This window comes from Luteimonas salinilitoris (assembly GCF_041300785.1).
Taxonomy (GTDB): domain Bacteria; phylum Pseudomonadota; class Gammaproteobacteria; order Xanthomonadales; family Xanthomonadaceae; genus Luteimonas; species Luteimonas salinilitoris.
Genome location: NZ_JBFWIB010000001.1, coordinates 216,692 through 233,255, shown reverse-complemented (window position 1 = coordinate 233,255; position 16,564 = coordinate 216,692). Strand labels below are relative to the sequence as shown.

Here is a 16,564-nt window from a genome sequence, read left to right as displayed (position 1 = left end):
AACCGCCTTTCGACTCCACGCGCCGCCGCATCACAGCGTCAACCCGGTGTCGGGATCCGGCTGCACCAGCCGCAGCGACTGCACCTGCAGGCGCTCGCGCGCGCCGCCCCGCCCCCATGTCACCGTCAGCTGCAGCGCCAGCATCTGCGGCGCGAACGGATCGACGGTCACCGCCGGCGGCAACTCCGGGTCGACGTAGGGCGCAACCTCCAGCACCCAGCGATAGCGGCCGTCGTCGAACGTGCCGTCGCTGCGTCCGGGCTGCAGCACCTCGCCCACCCCCACCTGCGCCAGCAGCGATTGCGCATGCAGCGCCGCGCGCCCGGCATCGGCCGACCAACGCACCTGGCGGGTGGCGCCGGACAGCGTGCCCAGCAGCAATGTCAGCGCCAGTGCCAGGACCGCGAAGGCGACCAGCACCTCGATCAGGGTGTAGCCGCGCTGCCGTCCACCCACCGAACGGGTTGAAATGAGGCCGTCGCCACGGCTGACATCAATGAATCGCCGACTGGAGTCACTTTTCAGCCCCCGCCCACTGCGCTGCCGTCCACCTACCGAACCGGTCCGAATGATGCCGTCGCCACGGCTGACGCCAATGAATCGCCGATCCAAGCCGCTTTTCGACTCCCATCCATCTACCGAACCGGTTCGAACGACGCCATCGGCACGGCTTGCGACAACAACTCGCCGGCGCTTTGCCGCTCCACTCCTCATCGCCGCCGCTCTCCCCTGTGCAGCCGCACCTCGCCGGTCAACCAGGCTACGTCGACGTTCCAGGCCACGTCGCCTGAGCGCAGCTGCACGCGCCCGCCGGTGGAGGCGCCGTCATCGAAGAACACGATCGCACCCTGGTCCGTGCGCGGCTGCACCTCGCGCGCGCCGGTGAAGACGATATCGAGCGTGTCCGGAACACTGCCCTGGCGCCCAGCCGGCCCCTGCCAGGTGTGGGCGACGGGATCGATCACGAACCGCTGCGGCGCGCCGGTCGCCAGCGCATGCGCACGGGTGAAGCGGAGGTTCGCCGCGAGCTCCTTGGCGCTGGAGCGCAGCTGCAGGCGTTCGATGCCGCCGCCGAGCACGCCGACGGCAAGCACGCTGGCGACCGCGATCAGCGCGACCACCATCAGCACTTCCAGCAGCGAAAAGCCGCGACTCCTGGCAACACGAACCGGCATCTGGCGCCGCGACACCCCATGCAACGGAAACAGCCTCGGAATTTAGCACTCCGGCGTGCGCCTGCCGACGGGAAAGAATGCTTCTGCTCCGATCTCCGGGACAGCATGGGGGTTTTTTTCGCGTGCGGTGCCTGTCTTTCCTCGAAGGCAGGCCACGAAAGCGAGCGGCTCGGCTCTCGATCGATCTGCCTGTCCTCTCCCTTCATGGAGAAAGCATCGCTTCGCGGAGGCGACTCCGCACGCTCTCCCGGAAACGGAGGAAGAGCAAAAAAATGCGGTGCGGCCCGACGGAATCGAGCCGCACCGCAACCGGAAACGGTTACTGGAACAGGCCCAGCACGCTCAGGTTGGTGAACGCGTAGTCGCCGACCACCAGCAGGTAGTAGCTGCCCTCGGCCGGATTGGTGATCACCACCGCCTCGCTGTTGCCGGGCCGGGTCGATGCGCGATCGTGCACCTGCACGGTCGGCGCGCGGCCATGGGCGACATACAGCGAGACGTCGCCGCTGCCCCCGTAGCTGCGCAGGTTGAGGCTGCGCGTCCCCGCCGGCACGTCGATGCTGAACAGCAGCTGCGCGCCGCCGCCGCCGATCAGCCCGTTGACGGGAACCCGGTTGACCAGCGGCATCGCCTCTGGGCCGCACTCCTCGACCTCCGGATCGCAAGGCTCGGCGAGCGCCGCCTCCAGCGCGGCGGCCGCGTCGACGATGCCCGCGCCGATCGGCGTGCCGGTCGGGATCACCACCGGGAACGGGCGCGCGCTGTCCCGCAGCAGCTGCTCCAGCGCCTGCGGCGCAAGCGGAGTCTCGGCCGCACTCTGCACCAGCGCCGCCACGCCGGCGACGTGCGGCGCAGCCATCGAGGTGCCGGTCATGCCGACGTAGGCGGGCTCGCCCGGGGAAGTCTCGCCGTCGTTCCAGGACTGCCAGACATACCCGCCCGGATTGCCGTCGACGCCGCCACCGCCACCCGGCGCCGACAGGTCGACCGTGCCGCCGTAGTTGGAATAGCCGGCGATTCCACCGTTGATCCGGTTCGCGCCCACCACGATCACGCTGCCGCAGCTGGCCGGGTAGAAGTCGGCCGCGTCGGCGGCCGAATTGCCGGCGGCGACCACCACGGTGGTGCCGCGCGCGACGGCACCGTCGATCGCGCTCTGCATCGCCGCGCCGCAGCTGCCGCCGCCGCCCAGGCTCATGTTGATCACTTCCGCCGGGTTCTCGTTGTCCGGTACTCCGTCCACGCTGCCGCCGGACGCCCAGACCACGGCATCGGCGATGTCGGAGGTGTAGCCGCCGCAGCGGCCGAGCACGCGGACCGGCAGTACCTTGGCGTCGAAGGCCACGCCGGCCATGCCGATGCCGTTGTTGCCGAGTTCGGCGACGGTGCCGGCGACGTGCGTGCCGTGCCAGCTGCTGGGCTGCGCCGGCGAGCCGGCGTAGCACTCGCCGGCCTCGGGGTTCCAGTCGCCGTGGTCCTGCGCGCCGGGAACGCGCTCGTCGGTCTCGCGCCGGGACACGAAACTGTCGGTGATGAAGTCGTAGCCCTCGAGCACGTTGTCGTCGAGATCGGGATGCGCGGTGATGCCGGTGTCCAGCACCGCCACCACCACGCCGGCGCCGGCGGACACATCCCAGGCCGACGGCGCACGGATGCCGCCATCGTTGTCCTTCAGGTGCCACTGGTACTGGTCGTAGTACTGGTCGTCCGGCACCAGCGCGGGCGCGACGACACCGGTGTGCCGCAGGCGGAGATCCGCCTCGACGTATACCACCGCGGGATCGGCGGCGATCTCGCGCATCAACGCCTCGCCTTCGGCGCGATCCAGCGCATGTGCGAGCCGGATCACGTCCGCGCCGATCGCCAGCGTACGCACATGGCGCGGCTGCAGGCCGGCCTGCGCGCGCACCGTGCGCTGCGGCAGCGCACGGGCCGCCGCGGACTCGATCGCGCGCAGCTTGGCCGGCACGTCGCGGCGCTCGGCGCTGCCGTCGCGGTACTTCACGATCAGCCGATGCAGTCGTGCGCCGTCGGCCTGTGCTGCAGGCGGTCCGACGACATCGAGATCACCGGCGTGCGCGGCATGCACCGACGCCGTTCCCATGACCGTCATCACCATCGCGCTCAGCGCGCGGATGCGCATGGAGTGTTTTCTATTGCTCACAATGAACCCCTCGGTTGGATTGACTTGTACCGTCGATGCCGTTGCCGCCACCGTCCGGATGACTGCCCTCACGGAAGCGCGCCTCCGCCCCTGCCCCGGTTCCGTCCGCCGCGAAGACTCGCCGGCGGACGGAAGTCCTGCTTCTGCGCTCAGAGATCGATGCCGAATCCGACGCCGGCGGATCGGTCGTCGCCGCTGAACGCGCCGCCCAAGCTGAAGGACGCGCGATCGCCGAGCTGTTTCGAGTATCCGATCGACAGCGCGTTCTCGCCGTTCTGCCAACCCGCCCCCACCGCGACACGCCCGCGCGGACTGCGGCTGCCGGCGGCGTTGGTCGACATGTTCATCATCGCCGCGCTCATCGCGCCCATGCGATCGATGCGGCGGTCCTGCTGTCCGAGCCGGTGCCAGACGTCATCGCTGAGTTGTTCGAACTGGCTGCCGAGCGCTTCGACGCGGCTGTCCGTGTAGGCGTTCGCCGACGACAGCGTCCGCGTCGCGGCACTGTCGGCATAGGCGTTGGCCGAAGCCACCGCCTGCGCATCGCCGGCCTGCACCTGGCCGACGTTGGCCGCATCGGTCGCCGCGCTGCCGGCGGCGACGTTGCTGACCTTGCGCTCGCTGCCGACGCTGCCGACCGACACGGTACCGGCTTCGTCCGCCACCGAGCCCTGCCCGATCGCGACCGCACCGTCGGCCGTAACCGATGCGCCCTGGCCGAGCGCGGTGCCGGAGGACGCGGTGACCTGCGCGTCGGCGGCGACGCTGCCCTCGCCGATCGCGAGGCCGTCGCCGGCGCCCATCGCCGGTCCCTGGTCGCCACCGACGCCGCCGCCGTTGCCCGCGCCCTGCTCGAGCTGGCTGACGCGGCCGTCGAGGCCGGACAGGGCGCCGTCGAGCGCGCCCATCGCATCGCCGACGCTGTAGTAGCTGCCGCCCTGGACGACATAGGTCGGCGTCATCAGCATGCCGTCGGCACCGAGCGCGGCACCGCCGCCGAATGCGGTGGCCACCGAATCCAGTTGCGCGACGTTGACCGCGTCGCCCGCCTGCGTTCCCGCGGCGAGATTGCGGATACGGGTGCCGTCCTCGCCGGTCAGGGTGACCGAATCCCTGCGCTCGCCGTCGTCGTAGCGCACCGCGGTCGCACCGATCTCGCCGATGTCGCCGAGATCGCCGAGGGCGGCATCGAGCTGTCTCTTGTTCACCGCGTCGGTCGCCTCTGTGCCCGCCGCGACGTTGGTGATCTGGCGATCGATCGCCGCGTGCACGGTACCGCCGGCATCGGTCCACGCCTGCGCCGCGCCGACCGACACGGCATCGGCGCGATCGGCCAGCGACCCTTCGCCGAGGGCGACGCTGCCGCTTGCCTCCTCCGTGGTCCAGGCGTTGGCGCCGAGCACGAGGGAACGGTCGGCCTGGGCGAAGCTGTTGAAGCCGAGCGAAGTGGCGGATCCGCCGATCGCCCAGCTCTCGGCGCCGACGGCGGTGGTGTAGTCGCCGACCAGGTCGCTGTCCCAGTACGAGCCCGCGTAGGCGCCCGCACCCAGGGCCGTGCTGTACTCGCCGGTCGCGCCGGCGGAGCTGAACGAACCGTCGGAGAACCCCCCCAGGGCCGTGCTGTAGCGGCCGGTGGCGGACGCGTTCTGGCCGACCGCGGTGCCGGAGGTGCCGACCAGCACGCTCCCGCCGGTGTCCTCGTCGACCCCCCAGTAGCCCGACATCGCACCGGCGCCGATCGCGACGCCACCGTCGCCCGCGGTCGCCCCCGCACCGGTCGCCGTCGCGTCGAATCCGGGCGCGTACGCGCCCGAGCCGACCGCCGTGGCCTGCCAGCCGGATGCGGTGGCGAATCCGCCGATCGCGGTCGAAAACGGTGCATCCGCCAGCGCAAGCCCGCCGATCGCCGCGGCAAAGAAGCCGTTGTTCTCGGCGCCCGCGCCGATGGAGACGGCGAGCGAGCCGTTCGAGATGGCACCCGCGCCGAGCGCGACCGCGCTGCCGCCATTGGCCTGGGCGCCGTTGCCGCCGGCGAAGCTCGACTCGCCCCCGGCCAGCGCGTTGGTGCCGATCGCGCTGCTGCCGGCGCCCTCGGCGATGGCGCCGTAGCCGTTGGCGGTGCTGAAGTCGCCGAGCGCGTTGGCGCCGCTGCCGAGCGCCGACGCGCCCTCGCCCAGCGCCAGGCTGCCGCTGCCCAGCGCCGTGGCGTAATCGGCATCGGCGTAGCTGCCGGCGCCGAATGCGGCACTGTCCATGCCGTTGGCGACGCTGTTGGCGCCCGCCGCGGTCGCCTGGTCGCCGAGCGCCAGCGCATCGTCGCTGCCGTCGCCGGCGCCATCGGCGGCAAAGTAGTGGTTGGCGTCGCCGATGCCGTCGGCCAGCGCATCCAGTTGCGCCTTGTTCACCGCGTCGGTGGCCTCGGTGCCGGCGGCGACGTTGGTGATCTGGCGGTCCGTCGCGACATGCTCGTTGCCCAGCGCATCCGTCCACGCCTCCGCCGCCCCCACCGACACCGTGCCGGCCCGGTCGGCGCGCGAGCCGTGGCCCAGCGCCACACTGTTGTCGGCGCCCTCGGCCACCTGGCTGTAGGCGCCGAGCGATGTGCCGTGGTCCGCCAGGGTCCAGGCATTCGACCCCACCGCCGTGCCGGCGAGATTCTGCGCATAGGCGTTGTAGCCCACGGCGACGCCGTCCCAGCCGGCGCCGGACTCGGTGCCCACCGCCGTGCCGAAGGCGACCGCATCGTCGTACTGTCCGAGCCAGTCGATCACCTTGGCGTTGTAGCCCACCGCCACCGACAGGTCCGCGGCGATGCTGTAGCTGCCGATCGAGGTGCCGCCGAAGCCGCCCTGGCTGCCCGTGCCGAAGGCCGCCGCCCACCAGTCTTTGGCCCAGGCGCCACCACCCACGGCCACGCTCTCCCAGCCGTCAGCGGTGCTGAAGGCGCCGTATGCCATGCTGAAGGGCGCATTGGCCCAAGCCTGCGCGCCGATCGCGGAGGCGAAGGCGCCATTGGCCTGGCTTCCCGCACCGAGCGCAAGGCTGGCCGCGCCGTTGGCGGCACTGCCGCCGCCCAGCGCCACGGCATTGCTGCCCGCGGACACGCTGTCCACGCCCAGCGCCAGCGCACCGGCACCGGTCGCCTGTGCCGAATGACCGAGCGCGACCGCGTCCTGCTCCGAGGCGACGCTGCCGTAGCCACCGGCGACGCTGAAGTCGCCGATCGCATTGGTGCCGCTGCCGAGCGCCGACGCCCCCGTTCCCAGCGCCAGGCTGCCGCTGCCCAGCGCGGTCGAGTAATCGCCATCGGCATGGCTTTGGTAACCGAAGGCGCTACTCTCGTCACCGGCGGCCACGCTGTAGGCACCGGTGGCGGTCGCGGCCTCGGCGGCGGCGAGACTCATCGCGCCAAGGGCGCTGGCGTCGCTCGCGAGCGCATGCGCCTGTTCACCGGTCGCCAGCGCGCGATCGCCGGATGCGGCGGCCAGGCTGCCGACCGCGGTCGACCCCTGGCCCGCGGCGAAGGTCGCCTCGCCGATACCGGGGCGGCCGTCGCCGTCCAGGTCGGTCCAGGCGCCGCCGCCAACGGCGATGGCGCCGTCGCCTGTCGCCGCGGCGTTGTGGCCCGCGGCGAGCGCGTGCGCGCCTTCGGCCAGGCTGTTGCCGCCGATGCCGATCGCGCCGCCGCCGAGCGCGGTGCTGAAGGCGCCGATGCCCACCGCATCCTCGCCGACCGCATAACTGTAGCCGCCGACCGCGACGCCGAAATCGCCGCCCATCGCACGCGAGTTCGCGCCCAGGGCGACGCCGGCCTCGCCGTTGGCGCCGGCGCCGAAGCCGCCCACCAGGCTGCCCGGCCCGTAGGCCTGCGCATTGCCGCCGATTGCGGTCGAGCCCATGCCGGCGGCGACGCTGAGCGCGCCGATCGCGGTCGCCGCCTGCTCGGCGCTCGCTTCGGCGGAAGCGCCCACGGCGGTGTTGCCGAAACCCTCGGCATAGGCGCCCTGCCCGATCGCGGCGCTGGCGTCACCGAACGCCATGGCACCCTGGCCGAAGGCGCTGGCGCCGATGCCGGCGGCGATGCTCTCCGCGCCGACCGCGGTGGTGGCGTTGGCCCCCGCCCAGCTGCTGCGGCCGATCGCGATCGCGCCCTCGCCTTCGATGACCGCATCGTCGCTGCCGTCGCCGATGCCGTCGGCCTTGAAATACGCGGCGCTCGCCGCCTCGGCGATCCCGATCCGGCCATCCTCGCGTTCACACCCCTCCGCGGGCGCATCGACAGCCGGATCGTTACACCCCGCATCCTCTTCGTCGGATCCAGCGGCCAGCGCGACGGGCGCCGCCAGGACCAGGCCCAGCGACAGGACCGCCATGCCCGGCAACGTGCGGCGACGACGGCCGCGCTGCGGCGACTTGCCCTTGTCCGTGGCCAGCTCCGAAGCCACCACCATCGCCTGCAGCGCGCCGTTCCACACCTTGCTGTAAATCCTGTTCATCTGAACCCTCGCCTGAAATGAAATGAGCCGGACGAAACCGGGCAACGGCCTGACGCCGCCTCCCGCAACGCGGATGACGTGAGTGCTGATCGCGGTGATGGCGCACGCCTGGCCGGCGTCCGCATGGCTGCCGCACTTCCCACTCCGGCCCCGCGAGCCGCGGGGACCGGCCGAACCTAAGGCGGTTATGTGCGCCTTGTCACGCACGGGTTCTCGCCGAATAATCACCGAATTCTCACCGTCGCCGACGGAGTGGCGCGATCCGCTCCGCGGCGGCGCCGCAGTCGGACACGCCATGTGGAACCGTATTTCAAGCTGGCTGCGGCGCGCGCCTATCAGCGATGCCGTCGACCGGCGCAACGCCCCGGTCATGCAGTTGCTGCTGCTGCTCTACGGCGTCGCATTGCCGGCGAACTGGGCCTGGCATCTGGCCTCGCGGCCGATCCCGGAAGGCTGGACCATCGTGCTGGTGCTCGACCTGACCACGGCGGCGCTGGCACTGTTCAGCGTGGTCCTGATCCGGCGCGGCAACTTCCGGCTCGCGATCAAGTTGTTCGTCGGCGCCCTTTTGGCGTCGCTGGCGCTGGCGTACCACAAGCTGGGTGCGCATGCGCAGCTGATCGACCAGGTGTCGGTAATCCTGACCCTGGTGATCAGCGGGCTGGTACTGGGAAGACGCGCGTTGTGGACCGTGTTCGGCCTGCTGCTGGTCGTGTTCACGATCGGTTTCGTCGCCGATGCCACCAACACCGCGCAGACGGCGCAATGGATCCGCAATTCGCTGCGCAACGCGCCATCGCTGGTCCTGAGCTACCTGCTCATCACCATCCTGCTGGACCGCACCCTGACCGCGCTGCGCGAGAGCCTGGCCGAATCCAACGCGCGCCGGCACGAGCTGCAGCTGGAGATGGCCGAACGCGAGCGCGCGCAGGCGCAACTCGTCCACGCCCAGAAGATGGAGGCCAGCGGGCGGCTTGCCAGCGGCGTGGCCCACGATTTCAACCACATCCTCGACGTCATCCTCGGCTTCTCGGCCCAGCGCCATCGCCTGCCGGAGGACGCCGGCCTGGCCGGGCAGAACGCGGCGTTAGCCGATTCGCTGGAAGGCGTGGAGATCGCGGCGCGACGCGGCACCGCGATCACCCGCAAGCTGCTCAGCTTCAGCCGCAAGGACGCACCACGCCCGGAGGTGTTCGACGCCGGCCACGCGCTGCGGGAACTGCAGCCGATGCTGCGGCAGCTGTTCCCGCCAGACGTCCGGCTCGCGCTGGAGGGCGACGCGGACCCGGCGCCGGTCCGCATGGACCGCAGCGAGTTCGATCTGATGATCCTCAACATCGCCGCCAATGCGCGCGATGCGATGCCGGCGCAGGGGCGGTTCCGGATCCGGATCGCGCGCACCGCCGGCAACCGGATCACGATCGCCCTGACCGACAACGGAGAGGGCATGCAGGCGGCGGTCATGGCGCGCATCTTCGAACCATTCTTCAGCACCAAGTCCGCCGCCGAGGGCACCGGCTTGGGGCTGGCGGTGATCCGCGACCTGGTCCAGGCCGCCGGCGGGTCCATCTCGGTGGACAGCGCGCCGGGCACAGGCACGACGTTCACCATCGCCCTACCGCAGGCACGCACCGAGACTTCCGACGCCGGCGTGATACCCGAGGCGGCCGTCCTCGGGCCGCTGGCACGCTAGGGGCCGTTGGCGGCGAGCACGTAACCTTCGCCGTGCACGGCGTTCAAGGGCAAGGGTTCGCCACAGGCATCGACCACCTTGCGCCGCAACCGGTAGATCAACGAGTCGAGCCGATGGGTATCGAAGTCGTACACGTTGCTGGTGAGTTCGGCGATCAGCGTGTTGCGCGTGACCAGCCGCCCCGGAGCCTCCGTCAATCGCGCCATCACCCGGCGTTCGGTCCGGGTCAAGGGGACACTGCGCCCGGCGGGCGACAGCAGGCACCAACCGCCGGTGTCCAGGCGCCAGCGCCCGTGTCCGGAAGGCTCGACGCCGCCTTGCGGCCCGAGCCGTCGCGCCAGGCTGTAGAGCGTCGCCACCAGCAACTCCAGCTCGACCGGCTTGGACAGGTAGGCGTCGGCACCCTCGCTGAGCCCGCGCACGCGATCCGGGGTTTCCCGGCGCCCGGTCAGCATGACGATGCCGATGTCCGGATCACGTTCGCGCAATCGCCGGGCGACGCTGTAGCCGTCATCGTCCGGCAGGCCGACGTCGAGCACGACGATATCCGCGCCGCCCGCGTGCAGGCAGGCCTCCAGCTCCGCGGCCCGCTCCAGGCCTCGCACGGTGAAACCGTAGCCGGCCAACCCGGGAATCAGGATTCGGTCGCGCAGCAGCGCGTCGTCCTCGAGCAGGACGATCCGCAGCGCGTTTCCGGGATCGGCCTGCCGGCGCGCCCGATCACCCCTTCGGCCCTCTTCGGTCATGCGGGCATCTTACCGCCGCCGCATCTTCGGGCGCCGGACAGGCCCCGGCCTCGCACCGCCGGGACGCCTTTGAACCGCCCTTTCCCCGGCACCGGAACCGGAACCGGATGGCGACCGGGCTCCGACCGAGCTCTTCCGGCGTCGCAGCGCCTACTCGTATCGAATGTCGGCGTTGACGCTGTCGCCGCCGGGGCTGCGGTCGGCGCCGTAGCTGACGATACCGAACGGCCCGCTTTCGCCCGGGACCCGGTATTCGAACGGGGTGCCCCAGGGATCGTTGAGCTCGGCCTCCTTGGCATACGGGCCGAGCCAGCCGCCGACGCCGCCGGGCTGCACCACCAGCTCGCTGAGGCTGTTGGGCAGGGTGCCGGTGTCCATCTCGTAGCCTTGCACCTTCTCCGCCAGGGTCTGCACCTGGGCCTTGGCCAGGTTGACCCGGGCGCGGTCGCCGCCGCCCAGGATGCGGGTCGCGGCGAAGGCGACGATGCCGCCGATCAGCACCACCACCAGGATGATCTCGATCAGGCTGAAGCCGCGCTGCCGTGCACCAACCGACCGGGCACGAATGATGCCGTCGCCACGGCTGACGCTAATGAATCGCCCATCCACGCCATTCTTCGGCTCCCGTCCACCCACCGATCCCGCACCAATGAGGCCGTCGCCACGGCTAACGCCAATGACTCGCCCATTTGCACCGCTTTTTGGCTCCCGTCCACCGACCGACCTGGCACCAGTAAGGCCGTCGCCACGGCTGCCGCCAATGAATCGCCGACAGTCATCGGCCGGCGCCCCCCGCCCGCCAGGACTTCCTTCCAACTGCGCGCCCCACACCTTGGAGGCAGGGAAACGTCCGGGGAAACGTCGACAAAAACGATATGAATTCATGCCATCAGCCTATGACGTTGGTGAGATCGTAGATCGGGATCAGCACGGCCAGGATCACCACCATGACGATGCCCGCCAGCAGCAGCGTGACCACCGGGACCAGTGCAGCCAGCATGCGGTCCAGCGCCTGCGCGGTTTCCTGTTCGAAGGTATCGGCGGTCTTGAGCAGCATCGTATCGAGCGCACCTGACTCCTCGCCCACCTGGATCATCTGCAGCGCCAGCCGCGGGAAGCGCTTGCCGCGCGCCAGCGCGGCCGACAGGCCGATACCGCCCTTGACCTCTTCCGCTGCGGTTTCGACATCGGCCGCGAGCGCACGGTTCCCCAGCACGTTGCGGCCGATGCCGAGCGCCGCCAGCAAGGGCACGCCGTTGCGCAGCAGGGTGCCGAGCGTGCGCGCCAGGCGCGCCGTCTCCAGCCGCGCGACCAGCGAACCGAAGAAGCGGGTGCCGAGCAGCCACTGGTCGAAGCGGGCGCGGAACGCCGGATTGCGCAGCTTGCGGTCGAACCACCATAGCGCCAGCGCCGGAACCACCAGCAGCAGGATCCACCAGTCGCGCACGAACAGGCCGATGCCGAGCACGACCTGCGAGAACAGCGGCAGTTCGGCATCGAGGCTGTCGTACATCGCGCCGAACTGCGGCACCACGTAGCCGAGCAGGAACAGCAGCGACAGCCCGACCATCGCCAGCAGGATGATCGGATAGATCAGCGCGTTGATCACGCGCCCGCGCAATGCACGGCTGCGCTCGAGATAGTCCGCCAGTCGCTGCAGCGTCTCGTGCAGGCTGCCGCCGGCCTCTCCGGCGCGCACCATGTTCACGTACAGCCGCGAGAAGGTGCCGTGCTGGCGTTCCAGCGCCACCGACAACGGACTGCCGCCGCGCACCGCGTCGCGGATGTCGGTGACGGTGCGCTTGGCGGCGGCGTCCTCCGGCAGGTCCAGCAGGATGGTCAGGCCCCGGTCCAGCGGCTGCCCGGCGGCGAGCAGGGTCGCCAGCTGCTGGGTGAACTGCACCAGGCGCTGGCCGGAGAAGGGTTTGGGCTTGAACAGCGACTTCCAGGCCGGCTCGCCGCCAACCTCGCTCGCCAGCCGCGCTTCCACCGGCAGGTGCCCTTGTTCCTGCAGCCGCTGCACCACCTCGCCGTCGCTGGCGGCCTCCATCTGGCCGTCGAGCGTCTCGCCGCGCGTGTTGAGGGCTTTGTAGCGGTACAGGGGCATTAAGGCCGGGATTCGGGATTCGGGATTCGGGATTCGGAACAGCCCGGGACGGGCGCGGCCAACGCGACCCGAAGGCGGTCGAGGCGAGGCTGGTTGCAGCGGTTCGGCCGCTCTCCCAATCCCGAATCCCCAATCCCCAATCCCGGCCTCATGCGTCCTCCGTCACCCGCAGCACTTCCTCGATCGTGGTGACGCCGGCGAGCGCCTTGACGATGCCGTCCTCGTACATGGTGCGCATGCCGGCGTCGCGGGCGAGACGCTCCAGTTCGCCCATCCCGGCATGGCGCATCACCGCGCGGCGCAGCTCGTCGTTCATGACCAGGAACTCCATGATCGTGGTCCGGCCGAGATAACCGGTGGGCGCGAGTTCCGAGCCGCGCGGGTGGTACAGGAAGATTTCGCCGTGCGGCTGGTAGCGGCGCAGGCCGAATTTCTCGATCTCCTCGGGCGATGCCGGATGGCGCTCGGCGTGCGTCGGCTCCAGCCGGCGCACCAGGCGCTGCGCGAGGATGCCGTTGATGGTCGAGGTGAGCAGGTAGTCCTCGACGCCCATGTCGAGCATGCGGGTGATGCCACCGGCGGCATTGTTGGTATGCAGCGTGCTCAGCACCAGGTGACCGGTGAGCGCGGACTGGATCGCGATCCGGGCGGTCTCCAGGTCGCGCATCTCGCCGATCATGATGATGTCCGGGTCCTGGCGCACGATGCTGCGCAGCGCGTGGGCGAAATCGAGCCCGATCTGCGGCTTGGCCTGGATCTGGTTGATACCCTCGATCTGGTATTCGACCGGGTCCTCGACGGTGATGATCTTGACGTCGGCGGTGTTGAGCTTCGACAGCGCGGTGTACAGCGTGGTGGTCTTGCCCGAGCCGGTGGGGCCGGTGACCAGCAGGATGCCGTGCGGCTGCTCGAGCACGCGCTGGAACTGCGGCAGGAACTCGTCGGTGAAGCCGAGGCGGTGGAAATCGAACACCACCGTCTCGCGATCGAGCAGGCGCATCACCACCGACTCGCCATGCGCGGTCGGCATCGTCGATACGCGCAGGTCGAGCTCCTTGCCCTGCACCCGCAGCATGATGCGGCCGTCCTGCGGCAGCCGGCGCTCGGCGATGTTGAGCTTGGCCATGATCTTGACGCGGCTGATCACCGCCGCGGTGAGGTTGGACGGCGGGCTCTCGCCTTCCTCCAGCACGCCGTCGATGCGGTAGCGCACCTTCAGCCGGTTCTCGAACGGCTCGATGTGGATGTCGGAGGCGCGCAGCTCCACCGCGCGCTGGATCACCAGGTTGACCAGGCGGATGACCGGCGCCTCCGAGGCGAGGTCGCGCAGGTGCTCGACGTCGTCGACGTCGCCGCCGCCCTCGCCGTCCGCGGTCTCGACGATCGCGCCCATCGCGCTGCGGCCCTGGCCGTACCAGCGCTCCACCAGGTCGTCGATCTCGGAGCGCACGCCAACCAGCGGCTGCACCTCGCGACCGGTCGCCAGGCGCACCGCGTCGACGGCGTAGGCGTCGTGCGGATCGGCCATCCATACCGCGAGGCGCCCGCCGCGCTCGCCCAGCGGGCAGAGATGGAACTGCCGGAGAAAGCGCGCCGACAGCGGCTGCGCATCCTCGACGAGCTCCGGCGGATTCTCGGGAAGTTCCTTGGCCGACAGCAGCGGCAGGCCGAGCACCTCGGCGCAGGTCTCGGCATGGTCGCGCTCGGACACCAGCCCGAGGCGGCCGAGCAGGGCGAGCAGGCTGCCACCGGCCTCGGCGTGCAGGCGACGCGCGCGAGCGAGGTCGGCCTCCTTCAGCCGGCCCTTGTCCAGCAGCCTGGCGATCAGGCGCTCCTCCGGCACTACGCCGTCGGGCGCGGACTCGCCGGGGACTTCGAGCATCGCGTTCACGTGGTGCGGCCTGTGTCTCGTTCTGCGGTCAGGCGCCGACTGTAGCAGTTCGATTGAGGCCCCGCAGTGGGTGCCATTGCCCCGAAAGGAGTTCGCGCAACGGGGTGGTCGTGGGCACTGCCGCACGTCGGGCACGGCCGTCGAACCGCTGCCGGCTTCGTTCACCTTTCCGCCGTCGGCGCGGCATCTCTTCCTTGGTGCACGACGGCGGGCCCGACCGGGCTCGCACGGTTTTCTCCGGGACTCTCCAATAAAGAAACCCCGGCCGAAGCCGGGGTTCCTGGATCACGCGAAGGACGGCGAAGATCAGTTATGCCGCGCCTGCAGGGTGACGTTGCTGAACGCACGCACGCTCACCAGCTTGACGTAGTACACGCCGGCGGCGGGCCGGTTGATGCGGATCACCTCGCTGTTGCCCGGCCGGGTCGAGTTCCAGTCGCCGGCGCCGGCCTCCGGCTCGGCATCCAGGCTCACGTGCAGCGACACGTCGCCGCTGCCGCCGCTGCTGGTGATGCTCAACGGTCCGTTCACGCCGGCCGGCACCTCGATCGCGTACAGCGCCTCGCTGCCCGCCGCCCCGCTCAGGCCGCGCACCGGCACCTTGTTCAGCAGCTCGATGGCCTCCGGTCCGCACTCCTCGACCTCGGGATCGCACGGCTCCTCGAGCGCCGCGTCCAGCGCGGCCACCGGATCGACGATGCCGGTGCCCAGCGGCGTGGTCGACGGGATCGACACCGGGAACGCGCGCGCCGAGTCCTTCAGCAGCGCTTCCATCTCCGCCGGGCTCAGCGGATCGCGTTCCGCCGCCACCAGCGCGCTCTGCACCAGCGCCGCCACCGCCGCCACGTGCGGCGAGGCCATCGAGGTGCCGGCATAGCCGGTGTACAGGTAATCGCCCGAATCCGGCGTGGTCGCCGCATCGGAACCGGCCTGCAGGATATAGCCGTCCCAGCCGCCGTTGCCCGTGTCCGCGCCGCCGCCGCCGCCCGGCGCCGACAGGTCGACCAGCTCGCCGTAGTTGGAGTACGACGCCTTGCCGCCGGTGATCCGGGTGGCGCCGACGACGACCACGTTGTCGCAGCTGGCCGGACGGAAGTTGGCGACGTTGGCGTTGCTGTTGCCGGCCGCGACCACCACGGTGCTGCCGTTGGCCACCGCGGTGTCGATCGCGCTCTGGTAGACCGCGTCGCAAGGCGCACCGCCGCCCAGGCTCATGTTGATGATCTCGGCCGGGTGCTCGTTGGCCGGGATGCCGTCAACCGTGCCGCCCGAGGCCCACACGATCGCATCGGCGATGTCGGACAGGTAGCCGCCGCAACGGCCGAGCACGCGCACCGGCAGCACCTGGGCGCCATGGGCGATACCGGCCGCACCGAGCGCGTTGTTGGTGCTCTCGGCCACGGTGCCGGCGACGTGGGTGCCGTGCCAGGAGCTGTCCTGCACCGGCGAGCCGGCATAGCACTCGCTCGCAACCGGGTTCCAGTCGCCATAGTCGAGCGCGCCGGGGACGCGCTCGTCGGTGTCGCGGCGCGAGACGAAGGCGTCGGTGATGAAGTCGTAGCCTGCCAGCAGCTGGCCGCCGGACATGTCGGGATGCTCGGGCAGGATGCCGGTGTCGAGCACCGCCACCACCACGCCGTCGCCGGTGCTCACGTCCCAGGCGCTCTCGGCATGAATGCCGCCCGGATTGTCGGTGCGCAAGTTCCACTGGTACTGGGCGAAGAACGGATCGTCCGGGGTGAACTGCGGCTGCGCCTCGGTGGCCCGGCGCGCCGGGCCGAGGGCATAGTCGCGCTCGTCGATCACGGCGTACTCGACCGCCGGATCGGCCGCGATCTCGCGCACCAGCGTCTCGAGTCCATCGCGATCGAGCTTCTGCGACAGGCGCAGCAGGTCCGCGCCGATGCCGAGCCGGCGCAGGTGGCGGGCGGACACCGCGCCGCCGCCGACCTGCATGCGCGCGCCCGAGCGCGCCGCGGCGGACTCGACGACACGTGACTTGGCCATGTTGCTGGTGCTTTCCAGGCTGCCGTCGCGATACTTCACGATCACGCGGGCGCCCGCCTGCGCGGCAGCGGGCGGCTGGGCGATCTTCGAATCGCCGATCACCGCCTGTGGACCGGCGGCGAATGCCGCCGGCATTCCGATCGCCGCGGCAATCGCGGCGCACAACAGGCTCTTACGCTTCATCGACATCTAAACTTCTCCTCACGATTTGTGAATTGTCTTTGCTGACACGAAATGGGGAACGTTCTTCCTGAGCCCCTTCGGTGACGGGGCCGATCCACCCAC

Annotated in this window: 10 protein-coding genes; 1 reads left to right on the top strand and 9 read right to left on the bottom strand. The window is 70.6% G+C overall.

The genetic code is table 11. The annotated features are described in order from the left end of the window. Positions 1 to 30: 30 nt before the first annotated feature. The 4 genes from xpsI to AB5T46_RS00875 all read right to left on the bottom strand — a co-directional run bounded on the left by xpsI (position 31) and on the right by AB5T46_RS00875 (position 7,835). The gene (gene xpsI, locus AB5T46_RS00890; RefSeq protein WP_370561917.1) at positions 31 to 456 is read right to left on the bottom strand and encodes a type II secretion system protein XpsI; all 426 of its coding nucleotides are present in this window, start codon (positions 454 to 456) and stop codon (positions 31 to 33) included. Between the two features lie 254 nt (positions 457 to 710). Then, positions 711 to 1,175, bottom strand: coding sequence for a type II secretion system protein XpsH (gene xpsH, locus AB5T46_RS00885; RefSeq protein WP_370561915.1), 465 nt, complete (start codon positions 1,173 to 1,175; stop codon positions 711 to 713). 319 nt (positions 1,176 to 1,494) lie between these two features. Continuing rightward, positions 1,495 to 3,318, bottom strand: coding sequence for a S8 family peptidase (locus tag AB5T46_RS00880; RefSeq protein WP_370561913.1), 1,824 nt, complete (start codon positions 3,316 to 3,318; stop codon positions 1,495 to 1,497). A gap of 170 nt (positions 3,319 to 3,488) precedes the next feature. Continuing rightward, positions 3,489 to 7,835, bottom strand: coding sequence for an ESPR-type extended signal peptide-containing protein (locus tag AB5T46_RS00875; protein WP_370561912.1), 4,347 nt, complete (start codon positions 7,833 to 7,835; stop codon positions 3,489 to 3,491). A 295-nt stretch (positions 7,836 to 8,130) separates the two neighbouring features. On the opposite strand from AB5T46_RS00875, the gene AB5T46_RS00870 reads away from it, so the two are divergent. Further along, positions 8,131 to 9,528: a sensor histidine kinase gene (locus tag AB5T46_RS00870; protein ID WP_370561911.1), complete on the top strand. Its 1,398-nt coding sequence runs from the start codon at positions 8,131 to 8,133 to the stop codon at positions 9,526 to 9,528. Here the strand turns inward: AB5T46_RS00870 and AB5T46_RS00865 are convergent. From AB5T46_RS00865 to AB5T46_RS00845, 5 genes are all read right to left on the bottom strand, one after another. Continuing rightward, positions 9,525 to 10,274, bottom strand: coding sequence for a response regulator transcription factor (locus AB5T46_RS00865; RefSeq protein WP_370561910.1), 750 nt, complete (start codon positions 10,272 to 10,274; stop codon positions 9,525 to 9,527). The genes AB5T46_RS00870 and AB5T46_RS00865 overlap by 4 nt on opposite strands. A gap of 150 nt (positions 10,275 to 10,424) precedes the next feature. Beyond that, the gene (gene gspG, locus AB5T46_RS00860; protein WP_370562420.1) at positions 10,425 to 10,844 is read right to left on the bottom strand and encodes a type II secretion system major pseudopilin GspG; all 420 of its coding nucleotides are present in this window, start codon (positions 10,842 to 10,844) and stop codon (positions 10,425 to 10,427) included. Between the two features lie 319 nt (positions 10,845 to 11,163). Beyond that, positions 11,164 to 12,381 carry a type II secretion system protein XpsF gene (gene xpsF, locus AB5T46_RS00855; protein ID WP_370561908.1) on the bottom strand — a complete coding sequence of 406 codons (1,218 nt, stop codon included), beginning with the start codon at positions 12,379 to 12,381 and terminating at the stop codon, positions 11,164 to 11,166. 148 nt (positions 12,382 to 12,529) lie between these two features. Further along, on the bottom strand, positions 12,530 to 14,263 hold the full coding sequence (gene gspE, locus AB5T46_RS00850; RefSeq protein WP_370561906.1) for a type II secretion system ATPase GspE: 1,734 nt from the start codon (positions 14,261 to 14,263) through the stop codon (positions 12,530 to 12,532). A 315-nt stretch (positions 14,264 to 14,578) separates the two neighbouring features. Beyond that, entirely contained in the window at positions 14,579 to 16,468 is a 1,890-nt protein-coding gene (locus tag AB5T46_RS00845) for a S8 family peptidase (protein WP_370561904.1), read from the bottom strand. Positions 16,469 to 16,564: the final 96 nt, after the last annotated feature.